The organism is Leptolyngbya boryana PCC 6306 (genome assembly GCF_000353285.1).
Lineage (GTDB): Bacteria > Cyanobacteriota > Cyanobacteriia > Leptolyngbyales > Leptolyngbyaceae > Leptolyngbya > Leptolyngbya boryana.
On record NZ_KB731326.1, the window covers coordinates 1 to 24,992 of the forward strand.

Consider the following 24,992-nt stretch of genomic DNA (forward strand, 5'->3'; position numbering starts at 1 on the left):
CCCGGAGATTGCCATCTCGACCACAGCCCACACCGGGTAATTGATGTCTCGTGCATTCGCTTCTAATGCTTCTCGAACGTGCATCGGCAGCCCTTCCAAAAAGGCTTGGGCAACTTCCGGTGAAAGATGTTCTTCTGTCTTAAGCTGCTGAAGCATTTTACTCTTCCTGCCTAATTTGAGAGTTATACCGTGGTCTGAGCTTTTGGAGGATCAACACCTCTATTTCCAACGATTGTAACCAATCCTCGAACGGAAGGGAAACAAAAGCGATCGACACCTCCTCTGTTTGAATGCCTTCAACCCAAGCCCAGAAAAACGCCTTATGCCCATTCTTCAGACGTTCTCTCAATCCTTTTCCTTTTCCAACATATAGAATTTCTCCAGATCTATGCTTGATCGCATAGATTCCAGGATGGCTGGGCAATCCTTCTAGCTCTTTAGTGATCGGATGACCGCGATCGAAATCGGTTGAGTACAAGACTGCAAGCATTCGGTCCGCTTTTGCTCGAAGCTCATCATTCATAAAACGCTGCTCTTTTTAATTCCGATATCTTTACCCGTTTTGAGGTAAGGTCACGATCGCAGATCGCGCTTTCTGGCGATCGAGCAAATTCTCAACGAGCGTAATTTGTTGCTCCAGCTCCACGATCGCATCTCGACGCGCCAGAGCCTGCTGCCATTCTCGATGTCTTTCGCTGCCGGGTTTACCGAGCGATCGCGCTTTTACCTTCATGTCTCCCGGCTTTTTGACGTTGAGCTTAATGTACTCATAGGTCTTACCACTCTCCTTCGTTTCAACTTGCGGCGAAAGCCAGTAGTATGCAGGTGCAACTTCGCCAGATTTTCGGATCTGCGCGATCGCGTCAAGCAGCCGACGACGTTCCGCTTGGAGATGAGGGCTTACGGAAATATTTTCGACGTGATTCATTTCATTATCATATCGAAAATTGCGATTCCAGGAGCCGATTAAAACATTTTCGATATGGTAGAACCTTTTATCGCATCGAAAAGGTTTCTGATTCACGCTCGTATTCAGCTTTGCGCTTCGACGCAACCGATTCAGAAGTTGCAGGAAGTGGAGTGGTAGCATAGACACAAATACTTTGAGAAAAATTTCTGACGATCGGAGACCGAGCCGTGAAACCGGGCAATTCTCGCAGTCGTGCCACTAAGAGCCGTAAACCGAAACAAGCAATCGCCCCAGACGGGTTGCCTCAGTTGTCGATCGGGCATCCACAGAACCCACAAGAACTCGAATTGAACTCGGCGAGCAGCGCTATCCCTGATATGGCTGACTCTCTAGATGTAAACAGTTCACTGCCTGTCTTACCAAGAGTTGCTCAAGTTCCTCCAACTGCCCAACAAATCAAAGTTACAGCTCAATATCTTAAAACTCGATCGCCGCTACTCGATCTGGTTACAGTTCAACTGACTCAGCGACTTGTCACGATTTATCAGCAGCGAGTTTCTAATTCAACCAGCGGTTCATCTGCGACCGAGACGAATCTACCCTACTTTGAGGTGATTGCAAATGACAGCGTTCCTGCAACGATCAGAACCAATCTTGAAGGTGAAACGCTGCTGAGCCGAGTTAAATCGCTAGTCGAGACGATATTTGAGCAACGCCATCTTTGGGAAGAAGCAGCAAAGGAGATTTGGTCAAATTTAGTTGTCTGGGCGCTCGAAGACCTGAAGCGGGTAGATAGTGGTGAGTCTGCTCCTGAATCGCCAGAAGTGCTACAGCAGAAACTTTCTGATTATCTATTTGGGCAGAATTCGATCTCCGTTCAAAGCAAGATCCATCGGCTTGAAGAATTCTATTCCCAAACGCTGGTCAACCAAATTCAGAGCGATCTAGATTTACCAAACTATCCGTTGGTTGCCCTGGCGCAACTCCTCGGATTGCACAGTGGCGAGATTGAAAAGCCGTCTCCTCCAACCGAAGTTCGGCTATCACAGGTCGATGCGATCGCGGCGATTCCGACAGGTTTACCGATCGTCAGCAGTATCTCAGCCCAGCTTCAAACCGATCTTTGGAAGCCAGATGCCAGCGGCATCGCGCATTTTCGCTATGCGTCAAGAACAAATCAAAGCAATTTTCTCGAACACTACATTACAAGTCCGGGTGACATTGAAGCTTTACCCTGGGAAGCAGCCGAACAAATCATCAACAAGTTTGGCTTCAATACCGTAAAATTGCAATTCATCTTCGCGGCTCACGCTATGCGTCAAGGGAAGCCGTGGGAAAGTACGTTTACCCTAAAAGCCAGTGATATTGTAGCTGAATTGGGTTGGGATAGAAATCATAGTTCGACCTTACCCACGAAGCGAAATGAAGTTGCCAGCATTGCTTATGCCTTATCTTGCTTGCTCGTTAAAGCCGTCTGGATTGAAGGACGAGGCAACAAAAAACTAGATGCAAGTACTCCGGTTGGCAGGATGTGGGAAGTTCTGATCGATGTACATGGACAGTTTGACTTAACCACTGGCAAAATCGAGCAGCCCAATGAGGTTTACATCACAGTACGTCCGGGCTTGTGGACAGCACATTTCCTGAATCAAGCTGGAAGTAAAGCAAAGGAAGCGTTGTACCAGTTCGGCTATCTTGCGCTGAACATTCTCAAACTTGATCCCTATCACGATGAGTTAACGCTACGTTTAGCAATTCATTTGACGTTAGATGTTCGGATTCGAGCCAGAGATCGCAACCCATATGAATATAAAGTCCGATCGCTGCTTGAAGCCGTTCTCACCGAAAGTGCAGTTCGAGAAGCCCGACAAAGTAGCGAAAAATCACGATCGCTGTTTGATCGCTGGAATCACGCACTCAAACTTCTCCTGAATCTAGGCTGGCATCCAGAAGACTACTCACCAGAATCAAGTGGACAACCAGACACAACCCCCATGTTCTACGTGAAACCCTTTCCAGAATGGTTGAATCCAGATCAAAAGCGACGTAAACCAAAGGGCTGGATTGAATTATGGTTAGAGCAGAAACTGGTGATTAAGCCACCGAATCCGATTCCTCAACGCATGGAAGCACTGACTCAATCAAAGCAGCCTCGACAGAAGCAGTTAGGCGGCAATTCTGCGACGGAAAAACTGACCGGCTCTGAAGTGAAAACAGCTCGCAAAGCCAGAAAGTGGACTCAGGCAAAGCTGGCGGGAACGATCGATGTGGATCAAAGTCTGATTGCTAAAATCGAGTCGAGTAAGCGTCCGATCACACCTGAGCTTGAAACTGCCCTCCGGCGCGTATTGGAGTTATGACTAATTGCCAGATTTTTGCGCTCAATTGATTGTCATAAATCGAGCTTGTCATAAAAATTTTAACGGTCAAAATCGAGCTTAAACTCGTATCACACGGGCATTTGATGCTTATGACAAACGACTCCAAATTCTCCCAATTTAGCTCCGTATTCTCCCATGATCTACCCCAAATTCTCCCATAATCTTTTTTCGGACTCTTGATGCTATAAGGCTTTCGGGGCTTTTATGACATCTGATCAGTCTGATCAAGACTGATCCGCACTAAAACGCCGAAAAATTGGATCTGTCATAATTCCGCGCAGTCGTTCTGCTTGCCTTGCAGGTTTCAGTATCATTCTGCGTCAGTCCTGTGTTATCAACTTCTTCACCTATCTTTCAATCAATTCAAGAGTCGGAAGATCTGTTTCTGCGATTATTCCCTCATCGCTATGACTACATTTGGGCAACTTATTCAGAGCCGTCACACACTCCAAATTGGCAGACACAAAGCCGTCACCCCTTGAGCGATCGCCAAATCGCTCAAGGGTCTCACCTCTACGGTGTGCGCTTCGGGACAAAAACTCAATATGCGATGCTCGACATCGATGCAGGCAGCTCTTATCACCCGAAACGAGATCCGTTTGCGATCGCTCGCATGATCAGCGCTTTAGAACCACTGGGGCTGGTCAGTTATCTTGTTTGTACTTCGAGCTACAGTGGTGGACTACATATCTATCTTCCATTTGAGGAGCCACAAAGCTCTTGGCAGTGCGCGATCGCGATCTCCGTTTTGCTTGAAAGTGCAGGGTTCATCGTGAAACTGGGACAACTTGAAATCTTTCCAAATCCTAAACTCTATCGGAACGATGGCAGTTTCAGTTTATTCAACGCTCATCGGCTGCCCCTGCAAATCGGCTCCTACTTGTTAAATTCAGACTTTCAACCGATTTGGAGCGATCGCACCACATTTGTACAGCATTGGAACTTTGCTCGATCGCGCAACACAATCAACTCCGGCGCAATTAAGCGTGTCCTAAAGCAGTTCCGTCGCCAGCAATTTCGCATTTCTGGCAAGGCAGATAAGTATCTGAATGACTTGAATGCAGAAATTGAACTTGGCTGGACAGGACATGGACAAACCAATCGACTTTTGGGGCGGATTGCCATGCGATCGTATGTGTTTCATCATGTCATTGCAGGGGGCAAGCCGTTGAGCGGACAAGCCCTGATCGATGAAATTGTGCGAGTCGCGCGATCGCTGCCGGGATACGAAGAATGGTGTCGGCATCAGCATGAGATTGAGCATCGAGCCGCAGAATGGGCGCGGTGTGTCGAAGCTAGTTACTACTTTCATTATGGCGATGCGAATGGAAAATACAAAGCTCAGATCAAAAACCACGATCGTCACATCAGTGAATTACCAGACTGGAATCAACAGCAATCGGAATCTGCACGATCAAAGATTCGGAACGCGATCGCAGATTTGTTGAACAAAGAATCTCTACCCAGTAAAGCAACTGAACGATTTAAGAAACTGCTGCAATACCACATTGGAGGCGGATCGCTTTATCGACATAAAGATCTCTGGCATCCACAGTTCTTAAGTCTGGAAACTGAAGAATCGAGCATCAATCAATCAGAGGATTGTGTTGAAACTACGAGCATTAGCCCTCCAAGCTTATTACCTGGTAATGGCGGTAATTCTTCGGACGAAGCACCTTACGCGATAGCTGCGCCACACGGAAACGTGCTCGATGCAATCAGTCCTGTTCTTCCACCCAGATCGATTGTTGCTGAAGCTTGGCATGATGTGATCCAAGGCGCAGTACAACACGCTGATTCAGCAGCAATGCCAACTTCTCATCAGGTTGAACGTATGCACAGCTATCTATTATCTAGTGATCCAATTTTGATAGCAGAAGCAATCTCCTGGCTGCAAGCTCTTCAAGACTACAGCGCATCAGGGCGGAAGATGGAATCCACTAGCTCCTCGATCGATTCCAGGTCTGAAGAGTTTTGTAGCTCAGACTCAAACCATGTCACTTCGTCTGGGTCTGTTCCCGGTAATTGATAAACCAGCAATACGCCAGTCACTCGCGCTACGGTCAGAGGATCAGGAGAAAGATGGCTGAGCAATCCTTGCGCTTTTTGATAAAGCTGTTGAATTGCGGCTACATCCTGCGGGTGTTCAAGCTCGATGCCTCTGGCACACGGGACGTGCTCGACATCTGCTGTAGACTTTCCTGAACAGCTTGGACGAGTTCTGCATCTTCGGCACTGTCGAATGAATCAGACATAAGGCTTAGCGTAATAACAGCGGTTAAGGTCTCAACTATCTTAATGGTTCGCCGTCATTCTTTTGACTATCCTAGTACTACAATCAAACCAATCTAGTTCTGAACAAGCCGCTATGTCTTACGCAGTGTTAAGCGATGAAACGAAAAAGCATCTCGAACAAGAGCGAGTGCGCCTGATGAACGATCGAGAAACGATCGTGTCAGGAATCGCATCTTCCGTGAGTGCTGAAGTCGATCAAGCCATTCAAACCCTGAATGCCCTGCTTAAGGAAGCACCAAAAGTCGAAGTCGTCCCCGCAAAGGACATCGTTGAATCTGTGACGAAACTATTGGATCAGGCGGCAACTGAAACGCCGACCCAACCTTCTCGCAGAACAAGTACGAAGAAAGCTAAGACCGAAGCAAAAGAGAAGTCAAGCCAACCCCAAGCATTTGATGCCAAGCAACTGAAGCGCAAGTTTAAGGGTATCAGTCTTAGTGATGCGGTCGTTCAAGTCATGCAGCAAGACCCAGCACGAATTTATACAACCGATGACTTGATTGCAGCCCTCTATGACAAGTTCGATGAAGCCGACCTGCCGCGAGCGAGAAAAACCTTGGGAGCGACGTTAATGCACGCCATTCGAGCAGGCAAAGCCGAGAAGGTTCAGGACAAGCCGCCACACTACAAGCTGAGCACTCCTGCTACAGTTTAAGGGAGGTGCATGATGCCCTCGATTCCGGGTGCGCTCGATCCCTTAACCATTAAAATCACGCAACTCCCCGACGCGCTTGTGGTTGAGAACGACTGGCGCAGTTTTACGATCGATACCGGCAGTGCGATTATCAGCGTGAGTGTACGACCGAGGATCTGGAACAACCTCGTCGAGGGGACTAAGCAGTATCGAAATTGGACGGCGATCATCACGGGGAGAATGGGGGAACTGACCGACGTGGGGTTTGTGCTAGAACAGCCAGGAATTCAAATCTTTGATACACCGTTAGGAGAGATTGATTGAGCCGCTTGTCCACGTGACGCGAAGCGTCTAGGCAGCGTTTTCCTGGATGTACGATCGATTCACAGATGCAGCAGAATTATCAAAGTTACCGCTGCTGTAGTTGCTCCTTGGTCTTAGGTAATATAGTTTTATTGCCCTTTTCACGCATCCTAATGAAGTCTCCTCAGTTGCCCCCGCCTGTTGCGTACTGTTTAACTCATACCGGAATCACAATAAAAGATCCAGAATATGGTTGGATGACGGCTTGTGAGAGCCAGGAGCTAGGTTATTTATATCTGATAGAAAATCAATTCGATGCTCCCCAGCCGAATGCCATTGCTCATTTTGTTCTGCCCGCAATTGCCCTTCGAGAACGCATCGCGCAGATTATTGAGCAGGGAGGCGAAATTTATCTCGGCTGAAGTGCTGTTCCTTAAGCAAAAAAACCGTTCCGATCGTTGGAACGGCACTCGACATTGGTATGGGGTTTGTATTTTCTTCTAGCTTAGATTGTAGTCCCTGCCCCGAAGACTAGATCGCTAGTAAGCCTGGTCTTTGAGGGAAGCTTGAGATATCTCAAACGTAGCGGCATTGATGCGATACTTCTGGCACAGCGAACCCTACGGGAAGCGAGGCTACCGCTGCTCGCACTCTTTCGCGATCAAGTAGCTCTAACGATTCTCATAGGAAGCAGAACGGGGCTTTGTCGGCGTTGCGCGTTGAGGACGCAGCGAGTGAGACCGAGGCTTAGACTGGGGCTGTGTCAGTTCTGACGAGAGCGGAGGCGGTAAAGTCGCTTCTACTAAATAAATGCGGCTCCCAGTCAAGACGTTGTAAAACAATCCTACCGTACATTGCCAGCCCTGATGTTCGAGTTCAGCTACACGCAGATCACGCTTTTGCTGTGCCTGTTGAGCATCGTCCCAGTCCTGTTCGAGAAAGACTTCGCAAAGAAAATCCATATAGCTTAAGCGAGTAGGAGGTTGAGTGGTGAATCAGCATCGATCGTGTCCTGCTCAACAGCTTCCCCGAATACTCATTCATCACTCATGATTGAGCTAGAGTTATAGACTCATGCCAGATTGATAACCGCGATCAATGCCATTCACATAACTTTGGCGAATTCGTGCTTGATAGGCTGCGGTTCGCGCTCCGATCTGTGGATCTAACCGATAATCTGCCAGAATTTGAGCGTCTGCAACTCGTTCACGCATCGCAGCATTCGCGCTTTCGTAGTTCAAACGCTGAATCTGCTGAAGCAGATCACGCTCCAGGTCGCTCATCTGTGACGCGAACTGATCCATCAGTTGTTGGTACTCTGCGGAAAACTCGTTGTTCCCGTACATCAGCCTTGCCTCGCTTCTTCAGCAGAAAAATGGTCTTCTTCCCTCAAGGCTAGCACTTTTGTACAAAAACACCAAAACATTCTAAGATTAAATCCATCTTCAGATTTGCAGTAAAGATAGCAGGAAAAATTTGTACAAATTCCTCCTGCGTTTGCGTCTCGAAGCGATTGAATACAGGGAGCGCTAAGCGCATCACAGACCGATGAAAGAGAATTCATGAACTGTGCTCCGAGATCGCTGCACTTGCAGTTGTTCGATGCAACTTTTGCACCAGTTTATCAACTGTTGCGAATCGCTCAACATCTTTCTTCATGACTTTAGATCGGAGTGTTTCTCCATCCACTCGAACAATGTCACCCCGACCTTCTTTAATGTCTGTAATGGTCAGTTGGTTGCCAGAGCGCTGAATCCGATAGTTATCTTTTTGGAACTCGTCTTTGCCAATCTGGTCAAGAAATCGGTGTGCTTGATCGACCAACGTTTTGACTTGCTGCCACTTCTGTTGGTCACGCTGCATTTGGCTTAAATCTTCTGTGGTTGCCTGACCAGTGCCTGTTTTCACCGCAATCCCGACTTCTTTAATTTTCTGCAAATGCTCAGGTGGACGACCAATTTCGAGGGCTTGTCTCCACCACTGCCGCATCTGCTCTAGCGTCGGCGATGAATCATGTGCTTGTAGCATTGGTGCCAGTTGATTTGCTGCCTCTGGATTAATTGCGCTGATGGTCTCGATCGCAACTTGACTTGCAAGAACTGTCTGAGTGGCAGGAGATAACGTTGATTGAACTTTAGGCTCGGTAACATCAGGCAACGTGATTTGCCGATCAATTTCTACAGTGTTTTGTGTTGCCGAATGCAGTTCTTCAGAACTTCTTCCAGTTCCTTGAGGACCCGTTTCCTCAGTCGGGTTTGTGCCTTCTTTGAGATTCGCAGGCGAAAGAACAGACGATTGTATCTCAGAATTCTGCGCGAGTGTAGTTTCTTCATTGACGGGAGTTGGAAGTGTGGCTGGGTCGTCCCAATCGGTGAATTGGTCAGTCATTGCCCATTGGTCTAACGACAGTAGGGTTAATTGCTGCTCGTCGGGCTGCGCTGCTTCGCTAGAATTCTCTACAGACGTAAATAGTGTGGTTTGTGGCTCTAGATCTGATGCAGTAGATAGCGAAGCGGATTGCATGAATTCAACTAGACGATCGGGCGCGAGAATCGAGAGAATCGCTAATCGACGAAACTCAACCGTTAAATCAACGCGATCGCGCTCTGGATAAATCGATTGAAACCGATCAATCAAAGCCTCACGCGCCTGATCTGACGCAAGTACAGATTCAAGTTCAATTTCAGGCTGACCATTAAGCCATCGCTCAAGGTTAGATTGAATGCGATCGCGCTCTTGGTCAAGTTGATGGAGAAACTGAGTGTGTCGGTCTTCGATCACAAACTGAGCGAAAGCGCTGAGATTACTCAGATTCTTGTCCATCTCGCTCCACTCGTCAACGCTGACATAGCCGATGTAAACTTCACTCGGATACTCATGCCAATTTGCCGTCGAACCAATGACCTCAACTTGCAAGAAGTCGTCGTTGCGGGGCGTAACGGTTGCTGTTAATACTCCCCACGTTGTTTCAATCGTTGCATAACCTGGAGTGAGAGTTTGGTGCTCTAACGGTATTTCATGGGCATGAGAATGCTGTTGCGCCCAAGCCTGTGATAGTTCAGATAATGCAGGTACAGTTGGAATTCCACCGAGTTCAGCAAATACGCGATCAGCATCAATGTTGCGAGTGGGAGCGAGATTTCGGAATTGGTCAAACGCGGCAGTGGCAATCGCGATCGTGCGATCGATCTGCTCGCGCTGCTGTCCGCCCACTGCCTCGAATTCATAGCGACCGTTGGCGTTTATCTGTTGGTCATTCTGTTGTGCTGCGTCAATGCGTGTGACGATCTCAGCGAGCTGATTGAGATGATGGCGGATTTGATCGATCGCAGCCGCAGGTACTTTATCGCATTCTCGTTGTGGAGTCGATTGAACAACAGTGGCTCGATGTTCTTGAAGTTTCGCTTCAGCGTTTTCAATTGACTTTGGCGTTGCTTCAACAAAGTAAATTGAAGCAACGCGCTGATCGGCGGTATCGCAAATGTTGATGTAGGGATAAACTTCGCCTTCGGTTTTTGCCCAGTTCGATCGATGAAATCGGTACTCAGAATAGCGTGCTTGCAAATCCTGTAACAGTGGTTCAATCGCATTGATTTTTGCTTCGACATACGATCGACGAATTTCAGAAGCCTCTTGAACTAGGCGCAAAGCCAAAGTGCTTCCATCGACATGAGCATTTTCGTCTGTCGTCAGATTGCGAAGAACCTGTTGCCCTTGGTTTGTTGCAACCGCTTCCTTGAGTGCTTGCAGTGAAAGTTTAACGGTTTTGCGATCGAGGGTATCTGGCAGGGTTAAAGTCTGCTTAATGCGAGTTTGAATCTGAGTGAAGCGCTCTAACGCAGTTTTTTCTCCACGACCATACGTTTTGGTATTTGCCTGAACAAACGCCTCCCATTCTTGCTGCTCGGCGCTGGGTGTAGATATGTTGAGTGACGACTGTGAAAATTGCGTTCCTCGACAGTCATCATCAAGCAACGCTGTGACCGCAGCTTCGATTTGTTGAGCAGGCAGCGCAGTAGACACAATGCGGCTTAAATTGTCTCTCAGTTCTGCACGAGAATACTGATGCTGTTGAGCGAATGTTTCTGCGATCGCTGCAATTTCTTCCCGATTGAAAACAACAATGCCGCCTTCATATCTGAGCGTGGGCTGATCCACGCTCAGTAGGGGCATCTCCTCCGGAGCTAGAAGCACGATCGGGAATATGTCGCGATCATGCTTTCCGTGAGCAACGACCACTTCCTGTTGAAATTGCAGCTGTTGCACCACTTGATCAAGTCTTGACTTTGGGAATCGGCTAAACGGAACTTCTAAATCTTCAACCTCCATTGTTCGTATCTGTCCGCCTGTCAATCGAGCTACAGATGTTGCAATCTCACCGAAACACTCATAGCAGCCGAGCGCTGGATTTTGAATGAGTACGATCGCATCCGGAGTGGCAATCTTCTCCTCAAGATAGTGATTGAGCGGAAACGGCAATATCTCGATTTTCCGCAGTGCCTCAAGGATGTTGTCTTCGAGCACGATCGAGGTTACTTCTGCGACCGGATCTGTGACAGTCGCATCTTGTTTCACGCCAGTCGAGTAGCCTAGATTGCGGAGCTTTTCAATAAACTCAGCCAGTTGATGAGGCGTGGGATTGTTATCTTTATCGGTCAACCTGCCGATCGTCACCCGTTCGCGAGTTTCCTTGCTAAACGCATCAATTACAATCCCAACGGTGCTGAGGCGTTGCTCGAAGCGCAGTGCTGGAAACTCTGCTCTAAGCGCTGGAAATGGTTCAGTAGCACGCAGTATTTCATGACGTTCGATTTGCTGCTGTGCGTTAGCATAAGCCACATTTCCAAACTGCGAAACATTGACATGAGCGGCAAGCGCTCCATCAGGATCATATACAAACAGCGTAATGTCAGAATAGCGATCCAATCTACTGCGATTTTGATCAAAGGTATAGCTAGGATAACGATTTTGAAGTTCAGCCAGTGTGGTCGCTGGCTGAACGCGCTCGGAAATCGCATCATTTGTATTTGCACTTTCGGTCAGAGGGGCTGAACTCGTGATTCCGATACTGTTTTGCCACGCCTCGCGTAGCTGTTGTCGAACCGCTGCTTGTTCCGTTGGAAGCAGTAGATGGCGATGGTAGCGCTGATTCTGATCGGGATTCTCCCTGAGCCAATCACTCAGGATCTGATCAAATCGCTGCTCAAAAACGGCTTGCGCGGTTTCTAAGTCTGGTGCTCCTGCTAAAACGCTTGACTGCATACCAAGCACAGGGTCATTCAACATAAACTCACGCAGTCGATCAAACGACTGTGAAAACACTTGGTTTCGATCAGCAGTATAGATGAGCCGTGCTACTTGACGAGCGATGTCAGACCCTCTAATCCCTTGTGCCGTTGCCCACGGCTTAGGCGGAGACCAGTCCAAAGTTTCAATCAATCGTTCGATGCGGTCTAGAATTGGCTCAACCTCCGGGCTATAAGGTAATGCTGCCGGATTAAAATCTAGGAACGCATCTTTATCGGCAACGCTTTTAACTACGTCTGCACAGTCTTCGCGCCATGCTGCTGCAAGCTGCTGCTCAAGCTCGGTTAACTCTTCTGTCAATGGCAGTACAGCGTTACTGTCGTCTCCTGCAAGAAAACGATAAAGTCGATCTAATGCGACTTGCTGAGGGGTTTGCTCAAACGCTATGACTGGCACTTGCTGATGTGCTTTGGCAGCAATCTCTCTCTCGCCCGCGCTTGCCGTTTCAGCCGACTGAATCACTGCTTCGCTGACGATCGATAGCTCGTTGAGGCGATTCGCCCCTAAAACAGCACTGTTATCGACCAGTTCCTCGATCGCCATTGATCGCGCATTTGGTTCACCTGGCAGAAATACGACAAAATCTTCGCTTTCGATTTCGGCTCGCAGTCGTCTGAGATGGGTTTGATCAAAAACAGTCGCGCTCGGCTGATTGTCCATATCTTCAACGGAAAATACTGGACGCGCAAGCGATTCTGAAATATCAATCACACTGATAAAGTCATAAAATCGTCTGCTACCTGGAACAAGCATCCGTCCTGACTCGAAAACATAGTCAAGACCATCGATTTCGACTTGTCGGGACAGCACAGTATTTATGTCACGTCCCAGCAGACTGCGGATTGAATTTGCGAGCCGCAGTGCAATTGCTTCTGGGCGCGATCGCTCATAAGCGGCTTGGGTAGCTTCGACAAAGCCACCGTCGTACAATGCCCGAATCAGGGACATTGCAAATGCACGATCCGGGCTTCGCACCACTTGACCTGTGGGAAGTGGCGATGCGACTTCAACAAAGCGGAGGTGTCCTGTCGGTTCAATTTGGAACACTGCTTCGCTATCTAAGATAAAATCACCATCAATCTCTCGACAGCGTGTGAACGACAAGCGATTTTCCTGACATTGAATTGCTAGAGGTTGATAAGTTTCGTGATCCACACCAAGCTCAAACTGATCGCCCTCTAAAATTGCTTCTGCAATTCCAGAGTCGTATAAAAATCTTGTAGCTTGTTTCTCTAATAGCGACAGTTGCTCGCGGGGAATCTGAAGTGATTCTGGCGGCTCGATCGCTGTACTTTCTGAAACAGTTGGAACCGGAAGATCGATCGAAGTGGGATTGTTCGGTTGGCTTCTTGACGAACGGCGTGGAGAACTTGTCGCAGCCTCATTTTCCTCTCCTGGATTGCTTTCTAGATTGTCTAACTGCTCTGATTCTTGCTCAGGTGCTGTTATATCCGATGGCGCGATTTCAGACTCAATGTTTGCAGATCTAGTTGCTTGAGGTCGTTCACTGCTGCGAGTAACTTGAGGTGCGGCAATCGTTCCATTGCGTTCTAGCGCTTTTGCCAAAACCGCTCTTAATTGTGCCCACTCTCGATACACGGGTGGATTTTGGGCAGCGGGTAAGGGTAGCGCGGATTTGCCTCGCCCCTCGATGACCACGACATCAACGGGAAATGAAGTGCCTTGCTTGCCGTAGAGATCTCCTGAAACAGTAAAGTGCTGCGTGACATTGTAGTTGTTGTACAGCGTAAAAAAGAAGGCTCGCTTGTCACTGCCGTTGTAGGCTTTGGAAGGATTCCTACCAACTTTTTGATCCATTGGCGCACCAAGGACTAGCACGGCTCGACCTTGATCGTTCATTGCGCTTAAGGATTTAAACGCGATCGCGTGATCCATTTGAGTGGTCGGATAAGCACGAGTTCCCGGTGCTGGGTTATTGCCTAAATCAACCTCCCACTGTTTCGGGCTTCCCGTGTGATCATCGGATTTGCCGAACGGAGGATTTGCGACTACTACGTCTACCTGAGTCGGTAATCTAAATTCGGTCGCATCACGCTCGGTGACTTCGTACCCTTGACTTCGTAGCCGTTCTGCGCGGCTTGAATCAATTTCATTTGCCAACACTTGCGTCGATCGCGTCGTTGCCGTCAACAAGGCACCGTTTCCGGCTGTCGGTTCCCAAACCGTCTGAGCTATCTGAATTTGAGCTAATTCCTGCACCAGTAACCCCAATGGAACCGGAGTACTATACTGCTGCAACAAAATACTATCGCTGGTTCGAGCAGAGAGATTCGGTTGCCGCTCGTAGAGTTCAACCAAAGCATCAAAGGCAGCCAAGGGATTTGCACGATGGGCTTCGGCAAGCTGCTTTGCTTGCTGCACGATGCCGCTCTCGATACATTCTTCGATCGTGCGATCAAGAAAATTCGTGCTGCGTCCTAACTGCTCTAGTTGTTCAATGCCAAACTGCCGAGCCTGCCGGATATCTTGAAACTGACTGCCGTTCGCGAAATGCTGTTGATAAGCGTCGATGAGTACGTCAATGTCGGACCGTTCATCGTCGATTTCGTCGATCGACTCTGCAATGAGGGTCGAGTTTTTCAGACGATGCTGTTCGATTTCAGCGCGAATTTGCTCAACTGGAATTTGAAATTCAGCCATGCCTAAGTCATCGTTGCTAATGGCTGCAAATGTTTTTAACTCCTGTCCGGTTACTTCGCGAGCGCGTTCCTTGAACGCGCTCTGAGTCACTTGTAGCGGTGTGCCTGTCTGGGATAGAAGCTTGACAAAAGCTTCTAAATTTTCATCGGGAACAAAGGCTTTCATTTTGTCGGAGTGCTTTGCAAATCCTGGTTTGCCCTCGCGGTTCAGTGTGCATTTCAGTAGCTCGACATCGGTATAGTAGTGTCCACCGCCGCGACGAGACGCGCTAACTGCGACTTCCACTCCGGCTCTGCGCGTATTATCGTCCATGATCCGGCTGGTTTTTTGCAGCGTTAAGTTGTCCGGGGTTCGTAACACCGCTCCTTCACTGATGAGTTGTCGAGCTTGAGCAAAATTGGCGACCACGATCGGGGCTGAGGCAAGCTCTTTTTCAACGTTTGATTCTCTTGGTAGCAGAATGCCTTGACGAACGACACCCTGAGCCGTAGTAAAGCTAACGTACTTCCCCCCGTTTTTGGCGTTGAGCAAATTGCCCGTTAGCATTTCGCGCAGTTCATGCGTCTCAGATTGTGCTCGATCAAATAGCGCTGGCACAGGCAATAGTTCAATATCTCCGGTGTTTGGATCGGCTCTTAAGCCAAAATCCATTGGTTGCAGCGTGATGCGTCCAGATGGGGGCAGTACGTCACCGATCGTGAGAGTCAGTTCACGACTGCTATCGACAACCGCGATCGTCAGTTTCCAAGCGCTCCCCGCAACCGGAGATTTCACGCCTTCGTTGCGCTGACAATCGAGCATAATTCCGAGCATTGCTCCGTTCGATGTCCGAATCGAAACTGACTGCCCTGGCGAATAATCCGAAATCAACGCTCTGACCGATTTCCAGCGGGTTTCAATGTCTTGTTTGCGCGATCTCAGCGTTGCTTGATCCTGCTCAATTTTTTCTAGCTTCTTCAGTTTCGACTCAACTTTTTTTAATTCAGCTTGTTTCTGTTTAATCTCCTGATTTACTGCCTTGTCCACTGGCTCGTCTTTCTGTTCAGAAAGTGCCTTAATGTCCGAGTCTAACTGTGTGCGATCTCGAAGCAGTCCTGCTTTTGGCAACAGTCGTTGAGCCAACTGATCGAGTTTTTGCTCGTAGTCTTGTAGCTGCTGCGTAACTCGCTCGTCAGCGTCATCAAGCCGCGTCGCGACTTGCTCACCTGCGGCTTCACGCAGTGCTGATCCAGCAGCAAAGTCGTCGGGCTGCACGGGCATGTCGTCGAGGTTTAAGCGAGAGCGAATCTCGTCGCGAATCTGTTCGCTGGAATATGGTTTTCGCAGTGCTTTAATTAACATTCGCTCGACAGTAACGGCTCCGCCAAACAGGTGTGAAGTTGATTGGGCTTCGATGAGTTCCAATCTTTCCTGTGTCCGTGCTTCGAGATTCAATGTCTTTTGTTCGAGCGGAGATTCGCCGAGCGCTTCTTGCTGAGTAATGTAGGCATTGAAGCGCTCGGTCAAGGTTGCGAACAATCGTCCTTGCTCTTCGAGCGGCAGAAAGATGGCGCGTCCAGTCACTTTTTTTGCAGCACCGTCATTCGTTTCAGAGTTGACTAGCGGATAATCGAGTGCTTGGTTCAATTCGTCATCATCTTTCAGCAGTTGAGCCGCAACCGTGTCGCCTGCTGAGTTCGAGAAGCTTGGACCGTCGAACGATTGGGCGGATTGGCGATTTCCAGTTGTATTCGCATTGAGCGAATCCATTTTGCGGTTAATTTCAGATACGATGCGCTGAACATATGGAATCCCTTCGGCTATGATTAGCTCAGATCGAGGCAGTCCAAACGCGCCCGGAATGTCGTAACGCTCTGTGACTCTTCCCCAAGTTGGTCGTCCAGACTCGATTTGATCGGGCGAATGCTTCGCTGGGTTAAGCTGTCCGGTGCGATTCGCTCGTCCTAAGAATTGCACAAATTTATTCACATCCGGGTGCGCTTGTCCGACAATCAAAACCCGCTGTCGCTGATCTTGAAACGTTCGACTCGCATGAGCGCTCCATCCGGTTGTAATGTTTGTGATCAATGCGTCAGACGTGCCATTGTTGAAAGCGGCTTTCGCATCAGTGCGAACCTGTACATCGCTTGCATTTACGGTTTTCAGCCGAGGCGTGCCGCTACTGTAGTCCAAGCCCAAACTTCGCCCGGACATCTCAGCAATCGAGTAGCCGCGTTGGGCAATGCGGTGCAGAATGTCGTCGATCGGTGAAATTGGAATGCCTGACCAATCGAGTGCTTCGACTCGCCGCTGAATTTGATTCACGATTTCGATCGCGCCAACCCCCAACTCATCGTCGGTCATGCGGTAGCGACTTTTTTCGCCGTAAGCATCCCCGATCGTCACCCAGCGACACTTTTCAAGCTGCCGCAACAGTAAATCCCCAACATTGAGACCAATCTCCGGATTGGTAGCAATCCAGGCTTGATACTCGCTCTTTGCCGCAGCGACGATCGCTCCAAGATATTGACTCTGAAAAATCTCTTCCCAAATATCCGGGGCGACATCGGGATGCTCAACGCGAATGAGATCGAAATGTTGCTCCCGATAGTCCGCTTTGATGGCTTCAAAAATTTCATCATATTGAGCGTCTAGGTAAAACTCTAGCGCTGACTGCATTGTATTGTAGAAGCCGACGATCGGTTTTCGTCCGGCTTCAATTTCAGAGATCGCTTTGTTGGCAATGCTTTCACTCGACAGCGCGAATAGAAGTTGCTGAGCAAAGTTGTAGGCAGTGCTGCTAAACAAGGTACTCGTAACTGAAGCTTCACCTGCACTTGCATCAACAGCTTTGACTCGTTCAGCACGAACGTAGGCGGCTTCTTCGAGGGTGTGAATTGCAAGCCGCTTGGCGCGATCGAACTCAACAATCAGCCGCATTACCTCGATCGACTGTTGAAACTTGGTGAGATTCACCGTGACTAACGTATTGGTGAACTCGACCCCCTCCATGCTTTTCTCTAATCGAACGAGTTCCCCCGCCATTGCAAGCTTAGAGGTGAAATCTTGTTGGGCGGGAGTACCCTGCCGAACGAGTGTCGAAGCTAACGCCTCAGCAGATAATCCTGTTTGCTGAATCTCACTTTTCGGGTAGAGTAATCGAGCCAGAACATATGGATCTTTGAACGCAGTTGCAGATAATAGTGCATAGTTACGACTGTTTGGCAAAACAACTTCAGTGAGAAAGCCAGATGTACTCCGAATGTCACCACCAGCCGCTTGCTGTCTTTTTTGACTTGCGTTCAACTCAGGTTGTGGTCCTGATGCACCGCCGCCCAAATCACACTCATCGAGAATAAACGTTGCAGCAGGCGCGATCGCTTCGATAAACTGACGACGAATCGAGCCTTTCTCTTTCAGTTGATCGTAGGTTGTGAATACTACGTTATAGTCACCGATCTTTCCCGTTTTATGAAATTCATTGATTAGCCGTCGCATTTCTCGCGATCGCTCGGCTGATCCTCCAGTGCGGATAAATCCTAGCGTTTGACCATCTGGGGCTTTTAGCTCTAAATCTAAGCCTGCATTTGTAAAGAAAGGACGAATGCGGTCTTTGATTCCCGTATCCACCATATCGCGCCCCAGCATATCCACGTATAGCTCTGGCTTAGCAGTGAGAAAAACCGCAATTTGCTGATTCTGGCTTGCCGTCTGCGCGGTCTCAATGATTTGAGCGATCGCTTGCTCTTTTTCTGATTCAGAGAGCTGCGATACGTCAGGCAGTGCGATCGGTGCGATCACACTTTGAATTAATCCACAAACAATCCGCCCTTTGCCTGTGCCTGTATCGTTACCGATGAGCGTAACCTTGCCACGCTCTAGATTGAGGTAGGTAATCGCTAAGGTATCAATCTGTTCAGCAGCATATCGATCGTGTAACGTTTCACGATCGATTCCTAGTTTGGTCGCGACATAAGTATCCACATTTAACCCAGTGACTTGCTCCACGCGATCAAGGCTTAGTGCTAGTGCTGTGGTCATGTTGGTTGGTGTAACCGTGTCGATACCTGTTCCTCGACTGCGTGGAGCGTATTGAGATTGTAGGGCAACCATAATAAATCAACCTAAACGAAGAACGAGCTAGATCACAGTAGCTAGCTTGTAAATACAGGGACTGAACGGATAGATTGTTAAGGAATAGCTTCGAGAATCCAACCGTCAAAAGTGATTTCAGACCGAATGCAGTCTGCAAAATCTCGACTTTCCGTAGCTCTAAGCGTTGTAACGGGGAACAGTAGAGTGTGCGGAAAAAGATGAGTTCTATAGTCTGTTTGGATTGTCTTCACGATCGCGGTTGCAATGGCACGATCGCTCATGCTTGAATCGAGTTGTTCAATGCCCAATCGAGCTTCAATCAGTTGTAGTGTCGCTTGCTTAACGACTTCACGATCGCGAGGATCAACACCCATCTCATCCCCATATTGCTCAATCCAATCTTGAAGATGCCATTCAACTCGTCGCACTAAGAGTAAACAGTAGTCATCTTCAAACTCAATCTTAACGGTGCGGGGGGGTGCTAACACTAAGTTCCAATGAAAGCCTCGGCTCCGCTCGCTCCAAGTTGGACACCAAGCTGTCCCAAAATTGAGAAATGACTCATACGGAGACTGTTCAAAAGCAATGTCGTTCATTGGAATTCACCCAACCTCAACTTGTTGTCGTTGTCGTGTAGATTGAGAAGACTGCCGTTGAGGATTGTGTTGTGGAGTAATATCTAGCCGCTCAAAATCATGCTGCGAAAGAGCAGAGTGAACAATTTGCCCTTTCCGAACCGTGAGCAGAATTCGAGATTGATCAAGTTCAGGGCGTGGATGCTGGGCTGTAACGGTAAGAGTATCGTCGTTACGTTCGATCCGGTAGTAGTTGCCGTCAAAAACCGAGTTTGCCTGCAACTGCAAGCTTCGTTCTGCGATCGCCGCGAATTTCAAGCTGTTGACATAATGAAGCCGTTCGGCTACATCACCGCCTCGCACGACTTCAAGCGGCTGTACTGCCTTGAGCGTTGAAATCAGCTCCGAATTGATTCTTCCTGCTGCTACTTCAGTCACATGGATTGCTTGAGACGCTGCATCAATGCGAAAGCGTAAGATTAGTTCACCTTCAGGATTGTTAACTCGAAAATCATTGTTTCCGGTATGAGTTACCGCAAATCCATTGTGGCGATAGCGATCTTCTCCAGTGCGAACATACCCGCGAACAAACAACTGATGGGCTGCTTGGGCTGCCCGATAGTTCTGTGCGTCCTGCCAGCGAGTCGCGAACCAGTTTTTTCCAGCTTGAAGCCATGTTTGTACTGTTTTAAGCGGTGCGATTTGCGATTGAATCGATTGAACTTGCGTTTGAAGCGACTGAACAAACGACTGGACAAATCGCTTGGGACTATTTTCGGGCATTCGCTCCAGTTCAGCTTGTGTGACTTCTAATGCTGGCACGTTTACGCCAAGTGGCTCTTTGGGTACAGGCTCCTGCTTGATTCGAGTTTCCAGTTGAAACACGCCTGCTGCGTCACGGGTCCATCCTTGAATTTCTTGTGCGGCTTGAGGTGTGTCTGGTTCAGAAAGAATCTGAGCACCAATCGCTTCAACAAGCACTCTGTCACCGTATTTGATCGTTAAGCGATCAGTCTCCCCCTCTGGTGACAGTGAAATAGTATAGCCTGCAACCTCAAACCGATGAAGTTTTGAGGGTTGCTCGTTTAAGGGATTAACAAGAGTTTTGGCTGATTCAACGACTTCAGAAATCGTGGGTTCAGATCTAGGATGCGATGCTTGCACCGTGCTCTGCGATCTCTGATCGAGAATGGCATCGATGTCCGCCGCTAAACTTTCTTTCGCAAGGTTGATCGATTGAAGATCATCTGCAATCTGACAAATTTGATCAGTTGAAAGTGGAATCCCATGTTCGTTTTGATTCGTGGCTAAGTAATCATTTAATCGATCGAGTTCTACATCTGCGCCTGCTGTGATTTCTGAGACGATCTCCTGTAGTTCCTGAGCATCTACAGCACGATCTTGATGCTCTAGCTCACTCAGTCGAACTCGTGTATCTCGCAAGATGGAAATCGTGTGTCTTGTTCCTTCGGTTTGCTTAGTGCTTAGTGTTTTTTGTTCGAGTTCAGTAATGGCTCTGATTGCCCAATTATGATCCGATGGTGCAGATCGATCAACTTCAAGAATCGAAGAAATGGACTGCTGCAATCCAGTTTGGTTAATCAATACCTCTTCACCGCCACTTAGACTCCACTGAGTTTCTAGTAGCAGTACATCACCGCGAAAAATCTGATAGTCTGGGCGAAGTGTTCCAACCGACCTCGCAGGGGTTGCACTCACGTCTTGCTGTAGAAGCGATAAAAGCTGCTTTGCATAATATGAGTCAATGTGATTTGTCTCGCCGCCGGACCCGTACACAACCTCTCCAACTTTGCGAATTTCAATTTCATTCGCTAGCACTTGCGGATCAGTGTTCATTGCCAGTGCGATTTGGTTAATCACCCGGCTTGCTTGAAATTCAGGTGTTGAAGGAGAAAGTGTAGTCATCCATTGCTGGATGGCAGGCTCGAACTCACGCTCAGGCTGATAAAGTAGATTAACTGAGGTAGCACCACTCTTTTCCTCGCGCAGCAGAACTTCATCGCCAAGCTTGATGAGAATTGATGGGTTTCCTGGATGATTGACTACATTAGTATCGGGCGAATTGTTGAATGCGGCAAGAATAATGTTTGCAATCGTGTCATCGATTAAACTATGCGATCCAGTGCGATCGCCCCGAACTGTATTACCATACACGACTCTTCCTCGACTTCCATATTCGATTCTGAGATTGCTGAGGTCGTCGCGGCTTACACCACGGCGTTTAGCGACTTCATCAAGCACACGATCAGTTGCAGGTTGATTCGGATTGCCAGTCGCTAATTTGTCTTCAAACGTACTCATCGAAACCTCCAAAATGCTATCCTTGAACGACTGCCTGCTCTAGCTGTTCGGCAAACGTTGCCATTGCTCCGATTCGATTCACGATTGCTTCGCCCGATACCAGAAACAGTGCGGTTTGATCGTCAAATTGAATCTCCGTAAATCGAGGGTGGTAGGCATTCGGACAATTTCGGATCAGCGTGAATTGTCCATCTTCCCACCGAATAAACGGCATATCTTCGTACAAAATTGTGACTGATTTGGGGACATAAGCAGGCGGAAACGGCGGCTTTTGTCGAGCCTGATTGAGATCCCAAACCAGTTCGGCATAAGGTTCAAGAACGCTCATCGCAGATTGAGAGATACTTGGCAACTTAAGCGATTCACAATCGCGATCGTCTAAGGATTGCTCGATCACTTCAGGAGCGGAGTGCTGCCGAACCTGCTGCATAATTTGTTGCCACAACGAATCAGACATCTTAACTTCTCCTGACTGCTCAAAATCCAACGATCGCGATGTGTGATAAAGAGTTAACCGAGATATTTTGAGTTGCGTCCCATACAAACACGATCGGCTCGTCGCGTGCATCCGTTTGAATCGTAATGTTATATGGTTGATAGGCGGGATTCAGCTTACGCTCATCTTCCACCACTCCATCAACAATCCGATAAACTTCAACCCCATCAAAGCGAATTGATAATGTACGAATCAAGCTGACTTGATGAATGACAAGAGCTTGATCAGTAGAGTCATATGCAGGCATCGAGCAATTGTTCATACAGAGTATGCAGATGATTTTTATACAAATTCGCTAACACGAATGCTCATATTATCGATGATGCTGATAGCAACGCGACAGCGCCCTATCTAACGATTTATGTTTTTATACTTGTTATTGTTCCACTTCTGTACAGAATCACATCGACATTTCTCCAATTCGAGGACATGATGGAAAGGTCAATCGTCCCCATCTTGCCATGCGTTCACTTTTTCTCTACTTGCTTCTGAAGGACTCCGCGCCACGATCATCTCTTTCTCTCGTTGGCGTACTTGGCATCGTTCTGCTGGGACTTGCATGGCTCCCATTCGCACTTATTGTGGCAGGAGTTCAAGAGCTATCAGAAGTCAGTCGAATGGATGAACTTAAAGACATGAATACGCCCGAAGCTCAGATGCAGCGAGCTGACTATTTTTACTACAAAGGAGGATGGCTGCGAGGTCTCAATTCCAGAGCTGCTGACGATAAGGCACTATCGAGCTACGAAGCGGTCATCGCTCGTTTTCCACAGTATGTAGACCTTGACAAAGCTTATCTCGGAGCTGGGGAATTGTATCAACGTCGCGGAGATTATCAGCAGGCATTAGCGCGGCACTCAGTTGGACTACAAATCACGCAGCGAAGAGACTACATTCCGAGACTATTGCTAAGAGGAAAGCTTGTCGATGACTGCTGCATCGGAAATAACTGTCAAGATTCACGCCGATTTCTGGCGTGCTTCAATAGCGCGTCGGCAACAGCACTCGATGCGAACAAACGTCGCTAGTTAGATTTGTGACGACGCAATGCACTGTAGAGGTTTGAGAAGTCATCGCGCCAGACTGCCATCTCTCCGCGTTGAAGGTCACGCCATTGATGCTGTTTAAGTATGGCGACTTGATTTCGGTTAGAAGTTAATACGACCCAATCGCTGGGAGAGCCAACTTCAACTCGATCGCCAAAATCTCTGCGGTCTTGACGCATCGTGCCAAGAAGTCCTGCTGCTGATGCTAACTGTGCTAGTGGTTCTTCTAAATCAACGTAGCCATTCGTGATGTTGTAAACGATCGTCCCATTTGGTTTGAGCTTTGATTGAAATAGCTTTAGAGCCTCGATCGTGAGCAGGTGCATCGGAACGGCATCTGATGAGAACGCATCAAGTACAATCAAATCGTACTGCTCTGCTGATTTGTCAAGTTCTAGCCTGCCATCTCCGGTAACAATTCGGTGATTGGCTTGCATCTCAGATAAGTATGTAAACGACGATCGTGCAATTTCAACAATTAATGGATCAAGTTCGTAGAACGTCCAGTTTTGTTGTGGCTTGCTGTGGCTCGCAACTTCGCCCGCTCCTAGACCTACAACGGCAACATGAGCACGATCACTAATCGTTTGCAGGACATCATCAATCGGACTTCCAGAACTGTAGTAGCTGCCCGGAACCTGGCTGAGCGATTTATCAAGCTTTTGTTCACCATGTACGGTTGAGCCATGCAGCAAAATGCGAGCGGTCGGAGTTTGCCCGACTTGATAAGCTCCATAAAAACTTCGCACAACGGTTGTGACATCAAAGTTTGGCTCTGGTCTTGGAATCACAACTAACATAGCGAGACAGATGCTAATGCCATATCGAAAGGCAGGCAAAGCTTGCACTCGGCAGAGGGGGTTGAACCACGACTTTGCCCACTCATCCGGTAATCTCAACCATGCGGCAGAGATTGCTAGCATCAGGGGATACTCGATCAATCGAGGAAAAATCAATGGTGCAACCAAGGCATTAAACAATCCACCGAGGCATCCCCCAAGTGCAACAAACACATAAAATTCAGCCAGTTGCGCGGCTGGAAGGCGTAGCCGAGCAAGTTCACTATGAAATGACCAAATGACTCCGAGAAAAATCACAATGTTTAAGCTTAAAAGCTGAGGTGAAATGCGAGAGCCGCTCATATGGTAAAGCCCAAGCGATAAAATCACCATCATTAAGATAATTGGTTTAACTTCAGTCGGAAACAGAAAAGGGGATGGCAGAAAAACGAGAATAAACGTTGTGAGATATAGCCCTAGAAAAATTGCCCAGACGATCGGACTCGGTGCAATATCACTGGTGGTGTAAGTTGTTATCCCAGCGAGTAAACTTGAGGGCACAAATGAGAGCCACAGCCACTGGAGACGCAGATGATTTGGATCGGACTGATGCGTAACTTTGGCTGAAGCTTGGTTGTTGCGGCTCACGATTCGACAAGCCTCCATCAGTCCGAGGAACAGAACGAACAATAGTGACCACGCAATCGATTGAAAGCTCAAAGTGAATGTTGGCTCGATTGCAAATGGATAAGCGATCAGAGCAGCCAGAGAACCCATATTGCTCATTCCGTATAAGAAATAAGGCTTACGGTCAGGTGTAGCAAACCACCCCTGTAGCATCGAGGAAGTCATTGCAAGCACGACTAGCGGCGACCCGATCGAGGCAAGAATTATAGCAATGATTTGTAGCGAAGGGTGTCCGGCAAAATCCCACGGTTTGAGATGAATTGGCAGATCCCAAAGCGAAAGAATAATCAACACTAAATATGCTAATCGACGAGTCAGCTTCTTTCGCTGATTTGCCCAATGTACATAAAGATACCCCAATAGGAGTAGTAGCTGAAAACAAGCAAGGCAAGAGGTCCAAATTGCAGATCCACCTCCGAAGTTTGGTAGCAGCAATTTGGCAAAGAATAGCTCAAGCCAGAAGAGCAGAAAGGCACTTAGGAAAACGGTTGTAGAGAATAAAAGCTTAATAATCACGACTTA

General features: G+C 48.1%; 17 protein-coding genes. 6 read left to right on the top strand and 11 right to left on the bottom strand.

Features of this window, described 5'->3' with window-relative positions:
- Positions 1-157: 157 nt before the first annotated feature.
- On the bottom strand, positions 158-523 hold the full coding sequence (locus LEPBO_RS0133205; RefSeq protein WP_017291907.1) for a GIY-YIG nuclease family protein: 366 nt from the start codon (positions 521-523) through the stop codon (positions 158-160).
- 30 nt (positions 524-553) lie between these two features.
- Complete coding sequence (locus LEPBO_RS0133210) at positions 554-928, bottom strand: hypothetical protein (RefSeq protein ID WP_144056452.1); 375 nt, start codon at positions 926-928, stop codon at positions 554-556.
- A gap of 209 nt (positions 929-1,137) precedes the next feature.
- On the opposite strand from LEPBO_RS0133210, the gene LEPBO_RS42685 reads away from it, so the two are divergent.
- Together LEPBO_RS42685 and LEPBO_RS44205 are read left to right on the top strand one after the other, a co-directional pair.
- Positions 1,138-3,270 (top strand): helix-turn-helix domain-containing protein, encoded by a 2,133-nt coding sequence (locus LEPBO_RS42685; RefSeq protein WP_017291909.1) that lies wholly within the window; start codon positions 1,138-1,140, stop codon positions 3,268-3,270.
- A 349-nt stretch (positions 3,271-3,619) separates the two neighbouring features.
- A complete protein-coding gene (locus LEPBO_RS44205) occupies positions 3,620-5,320 on the top strand; it encodes a bifunctional DNA primase/polymerase (RefSeq protein ID WP_017291910.1) in 1,701 nt (566 codons plus the stop codon).
- Positions 5,321-5,420: 100 nt separating this feature from the next.
- On the opposite strand, the gene LEPBO_RS44690 is transcribed toward LEPBO_RS44205, so the two are convergent.
- Complete coding sequence (locus LEPBO_RS44690; RefSeq protein ID WP_263970855.1) at positions 5,421-5,546, bottom strand: hypothetical protein; 126 nt, start codon at positions 5,544-5,546, stop codon at positions 5,421-5,423.
- Between the two features lie 113 nt (positions 5,547-5,659).
- Between LEPBO_RS44690 and LEPBO_RS0133225 the strand changes: the two genes are divergently transcribed.
- From LEPBO_RS0133225 to LEPBO_RS42690, 3 genes are all read left to right on the top strand, one after another.
- Positions 5,660-6,241 (top strand): hypothetical protein, encoded by a 582-nt coding sequence (locus LEPBO_RS0133225; RefSeq protein ID WP_017291911.1) that lies wholly within the window; start codon positions 5,660-5,662, stop codon positions 6,239-6,241.
- Between the two features lie 9 nt (positions 6,242-6,250).
- The gene (locus LEPBO_RS0133230) at positions 6,251-6,544 is read left to right on the top strand and encodes a hypothetical protein (protein WP_017291912.1); all 294 of its coding nucleotides are present in this window, start codon (positions 6,251-6,253) and stop codon (positions 6,542-6,544) included.
- 152 nt (positions 6,545-6,696) lie between these two features.
- Positions 6,697-6,945 (top strand): hypothetical protein, encoded by a 249-nt coding sequence (locus LEPBO_RS42690; RefSeq protein ID WP_144056453.1) that lies wholly within the window; start codon positions 6,697-6,699, stop codon positions 6,943-6,945.
- Between the two features lie 249 nt (positions 6,946-7,194).
- On the opposite strand, the gene LEPBO_RS0133240 is transcribed toward LEPBO_RS42690, so the two are convergent.
- The 7 genes from LEPBO_RS0133240 to LEPBO_RS0133275 all read right to left on the bottom strand — a co-directional run bounded on the left by LEPBO_RS0133240 (position 7,195) and on the right by LEPBO_RS0133275 (position 22,220).
- On the bottom strand, positions 7,195-7,485 hold the full coding sequence (locus LEPBO_RS0133240) for a hypothetical protein (protein ID WP_017291914.1): 291 nt from the start codon (positions 7,483-7,485) through the stop codon (positions 7,195-7,197).
- 102 nt (positions 7,486-7,587) lie between these two features.
- Complete coding sequence (locus tag LEPBO_RS0133245) at positions 7,588-7,869, bottom strand: hypothetical protein (protein WP_017291915.1); 282 nt, start codon at positions 7,867-7,869, stop codon at positions 7,588-7,590.
- Positions 7,870-8,083: 214 nt separating this feature from the next.
- On the bottom strand, positions 8,084-18,583 hold the full coding sequence (locus LEPBO_RS0133255) for a hypothetical protein (RefSeq protein WP_144056454.1): 10,500 nt from the start codon (positions 18,581-18,583) through the stop codon (positions 8,084-8,086).
- A 77-nt stretch (positions 18,584-18,660) separates the two neighbouring features.
- A complete protein-coding gene (locus tag LEPBO_RS0133260) occupies positions 18,661-19,161 on the bottom strand; it encodes a hypothetical protein (protein WP_017291918.1) in 501 nt (166 codons plus the stop codon).
- Positions 19,162-19,167: 6 nt separating this feature from the next.
- The gene (locus tag LEPBO_RS0133265; protein WP_017291919.1) at positions 19,168-21,462 is read right to left on the bottom strand and encodes a hypothetical protein; all 2,295 of its coding nucleotides are present in this window, start codon (positions 21,460-21,462) and stop codon (positions 19,168-19,170) included.
- 16 nt (positions 21,463-21,478) lie between these two features.
- The gene (locus LEPBO_RS0133270; protein WP_017291920.1) at positions 21,479-21,919 is read right to left on the bottom strand and encodes a hypothetical protein; all 441 of its coding nucleotides are present in this window, start codon (positions 21,917-21,919) and stop codon (positions 21,479-21,481) included.
- A gap of 19 nt (positions 21,920-21,938) precedes the next feature.
- A complete protein-coding gene (locus tag LEPBO_RS0133275) occupies positions 21,939-22,220 on the bottom strand; it encodes a hypothetical protein (RefSeq protein WP_144056455.1) in 282 nt (93 codons plus the stop codon).
- A 199-nt stretch (positions 22,221-22,419) separates the two neighbouring features.
- Between LEPBO_RS0133275 and LEPBO_RS0133280 the strand changes: the two genes are divergently transcribed.
- Complete coding sequence (locus LEPBO_RS0133280) at positions 22,420-22,986, top strand: tetratricopeptide repeat protein (RefSeq protein WP_017291922.1); 567 nt, start codon at positions 22,420-22,422, stop codon at positions 22,984-22,986.
- Here the strand turns inward: LEPBO_RS0133280 and LEPBO_RS0133285 are convergent.
- A complete protein-coding gene (locus LEPBO_RS0133285) occupies positions 22,983-24,986 on the bottom strand; it encodes a spermidine synthase (RefSeq protein WP_017291923.1) in 2,004 nt (667 codons plus the stop codon). The genes LEPBO_RS0133280 and LEPBO_RS0133285 overlap by 4 nt on opposite strands.
- Positions 24,987-24,992 lie beyond the last annotated feature (6 nt).

What these genes read in the sequence shown, in the direction of transcription:
- LEPBO_RS0133205 (WP_017291907.1), bottom strand. Translation starts at nt 523, where the DNA reads ATGAATGATGAGCTTCGAGCAAAAGCGGACCGAATGCTTGCAGTCTTG.
- LEPBO_RS0133210 (WP_144056452.1), bottom strand. Translation starts at nt 928, where the DNA reads ATGAATCACGTCGAAAATATTTCCGTAAGCCCTCATCTCCAAGCGGAA.
- LEPBO_RS44690 (WP_263970855.1), bottom strand. Translation starts at nt 5,546, where the DNA reads ATGTCTGATTCATTCGACAGTGCCGAAGATGCAGAACTCGTCCAAGCT.
- LEPBO_RS0133225 (WP_017291911.1), top strand. Translation starts at nt 5,660, where the DNA reads ATGTCTTACGCAGTGTTAAGCGATGAAACGAAAAAGCATCTCGAACAA.
- LEPBO_RS0133230 (WP_017291912.1), top strand. Translation starts at nt 6,251, where the DNA reads ATGATGCCCTCGATTCCGGGTGCGCTCGATCCCTTAACCATTAAAATC.
- LEPBO_RS42690 (WP_144056453.1), top strand. Translation starts at nt 6,697, where the DNA reads ATGAAGTCTCCTCAGTTGCCCCCGCCTGTTGCGTACTGTTTAACTCAT.
- LEPBO_RS0133240 (WP_017291914.1), bottom strand. Translation starts at nt 7,485, where the DNA reads ATGGATTTTCTTTGCGAAGTCTTTCTCGAACAGGACTGGGACGATGCT.
- LEPBO_RS0133245 (WP_017291915.1), bottom strand. Translation starts at nt 7,869, where the DNA reads ATGTACGGGAACAACGAGTTTTCCGCAGAGTACCAACAACTGATGGAT.
- LEPBO_RS0133255 (WP_144056454.1), bottom strand. Translation starts at nt 18,583, where the DNA reads ATGGTTGCCCTACAATCTCAATACGCTCCACGCAGTCGAGGAACAGGT.
- LEPBO_RS0133260 (WP_017291918.1), bottom strand. Translation starts at nt 19,161, where the DNA reads ATGAACGACATTGCTTTTGAACAGTCTCCGTATGAGTCATTTCTCAAT.
- LEPBO_RS0133265 (WP_017291919.1), bottom strand. Translation starts at nt 21,462, where the DNA reads ATGAGTACGTTTGAAGACAAATTAGCGACTGGCAATCCGAATCAACCT.
- LEPBO_RS0133270 (WP_017291920.1), bottom strand. Translation starts at nt 21,919, where the DNA reads ATGTCTGATTCGTTGTGGCAACAAATTATGCAGCAGGTTCGGCAGCAC.
- LEPBO_RS0133275 (WP_144056455.1), bottom strand. Translation starts at nt 22,220, where the DNA reads ATGAACAATTGCTCGATGCCTGCATATGACTCTACTGATCAAGCTCTT.
- LEPBO_RS0133280 (WP_017291922.1), top strand. Translation starts at nt 22,420, where the DNA reads ATGCGTTCACTTTTTCTCTACTTGCTTCTGAAGGACTCCGCGCCACGA.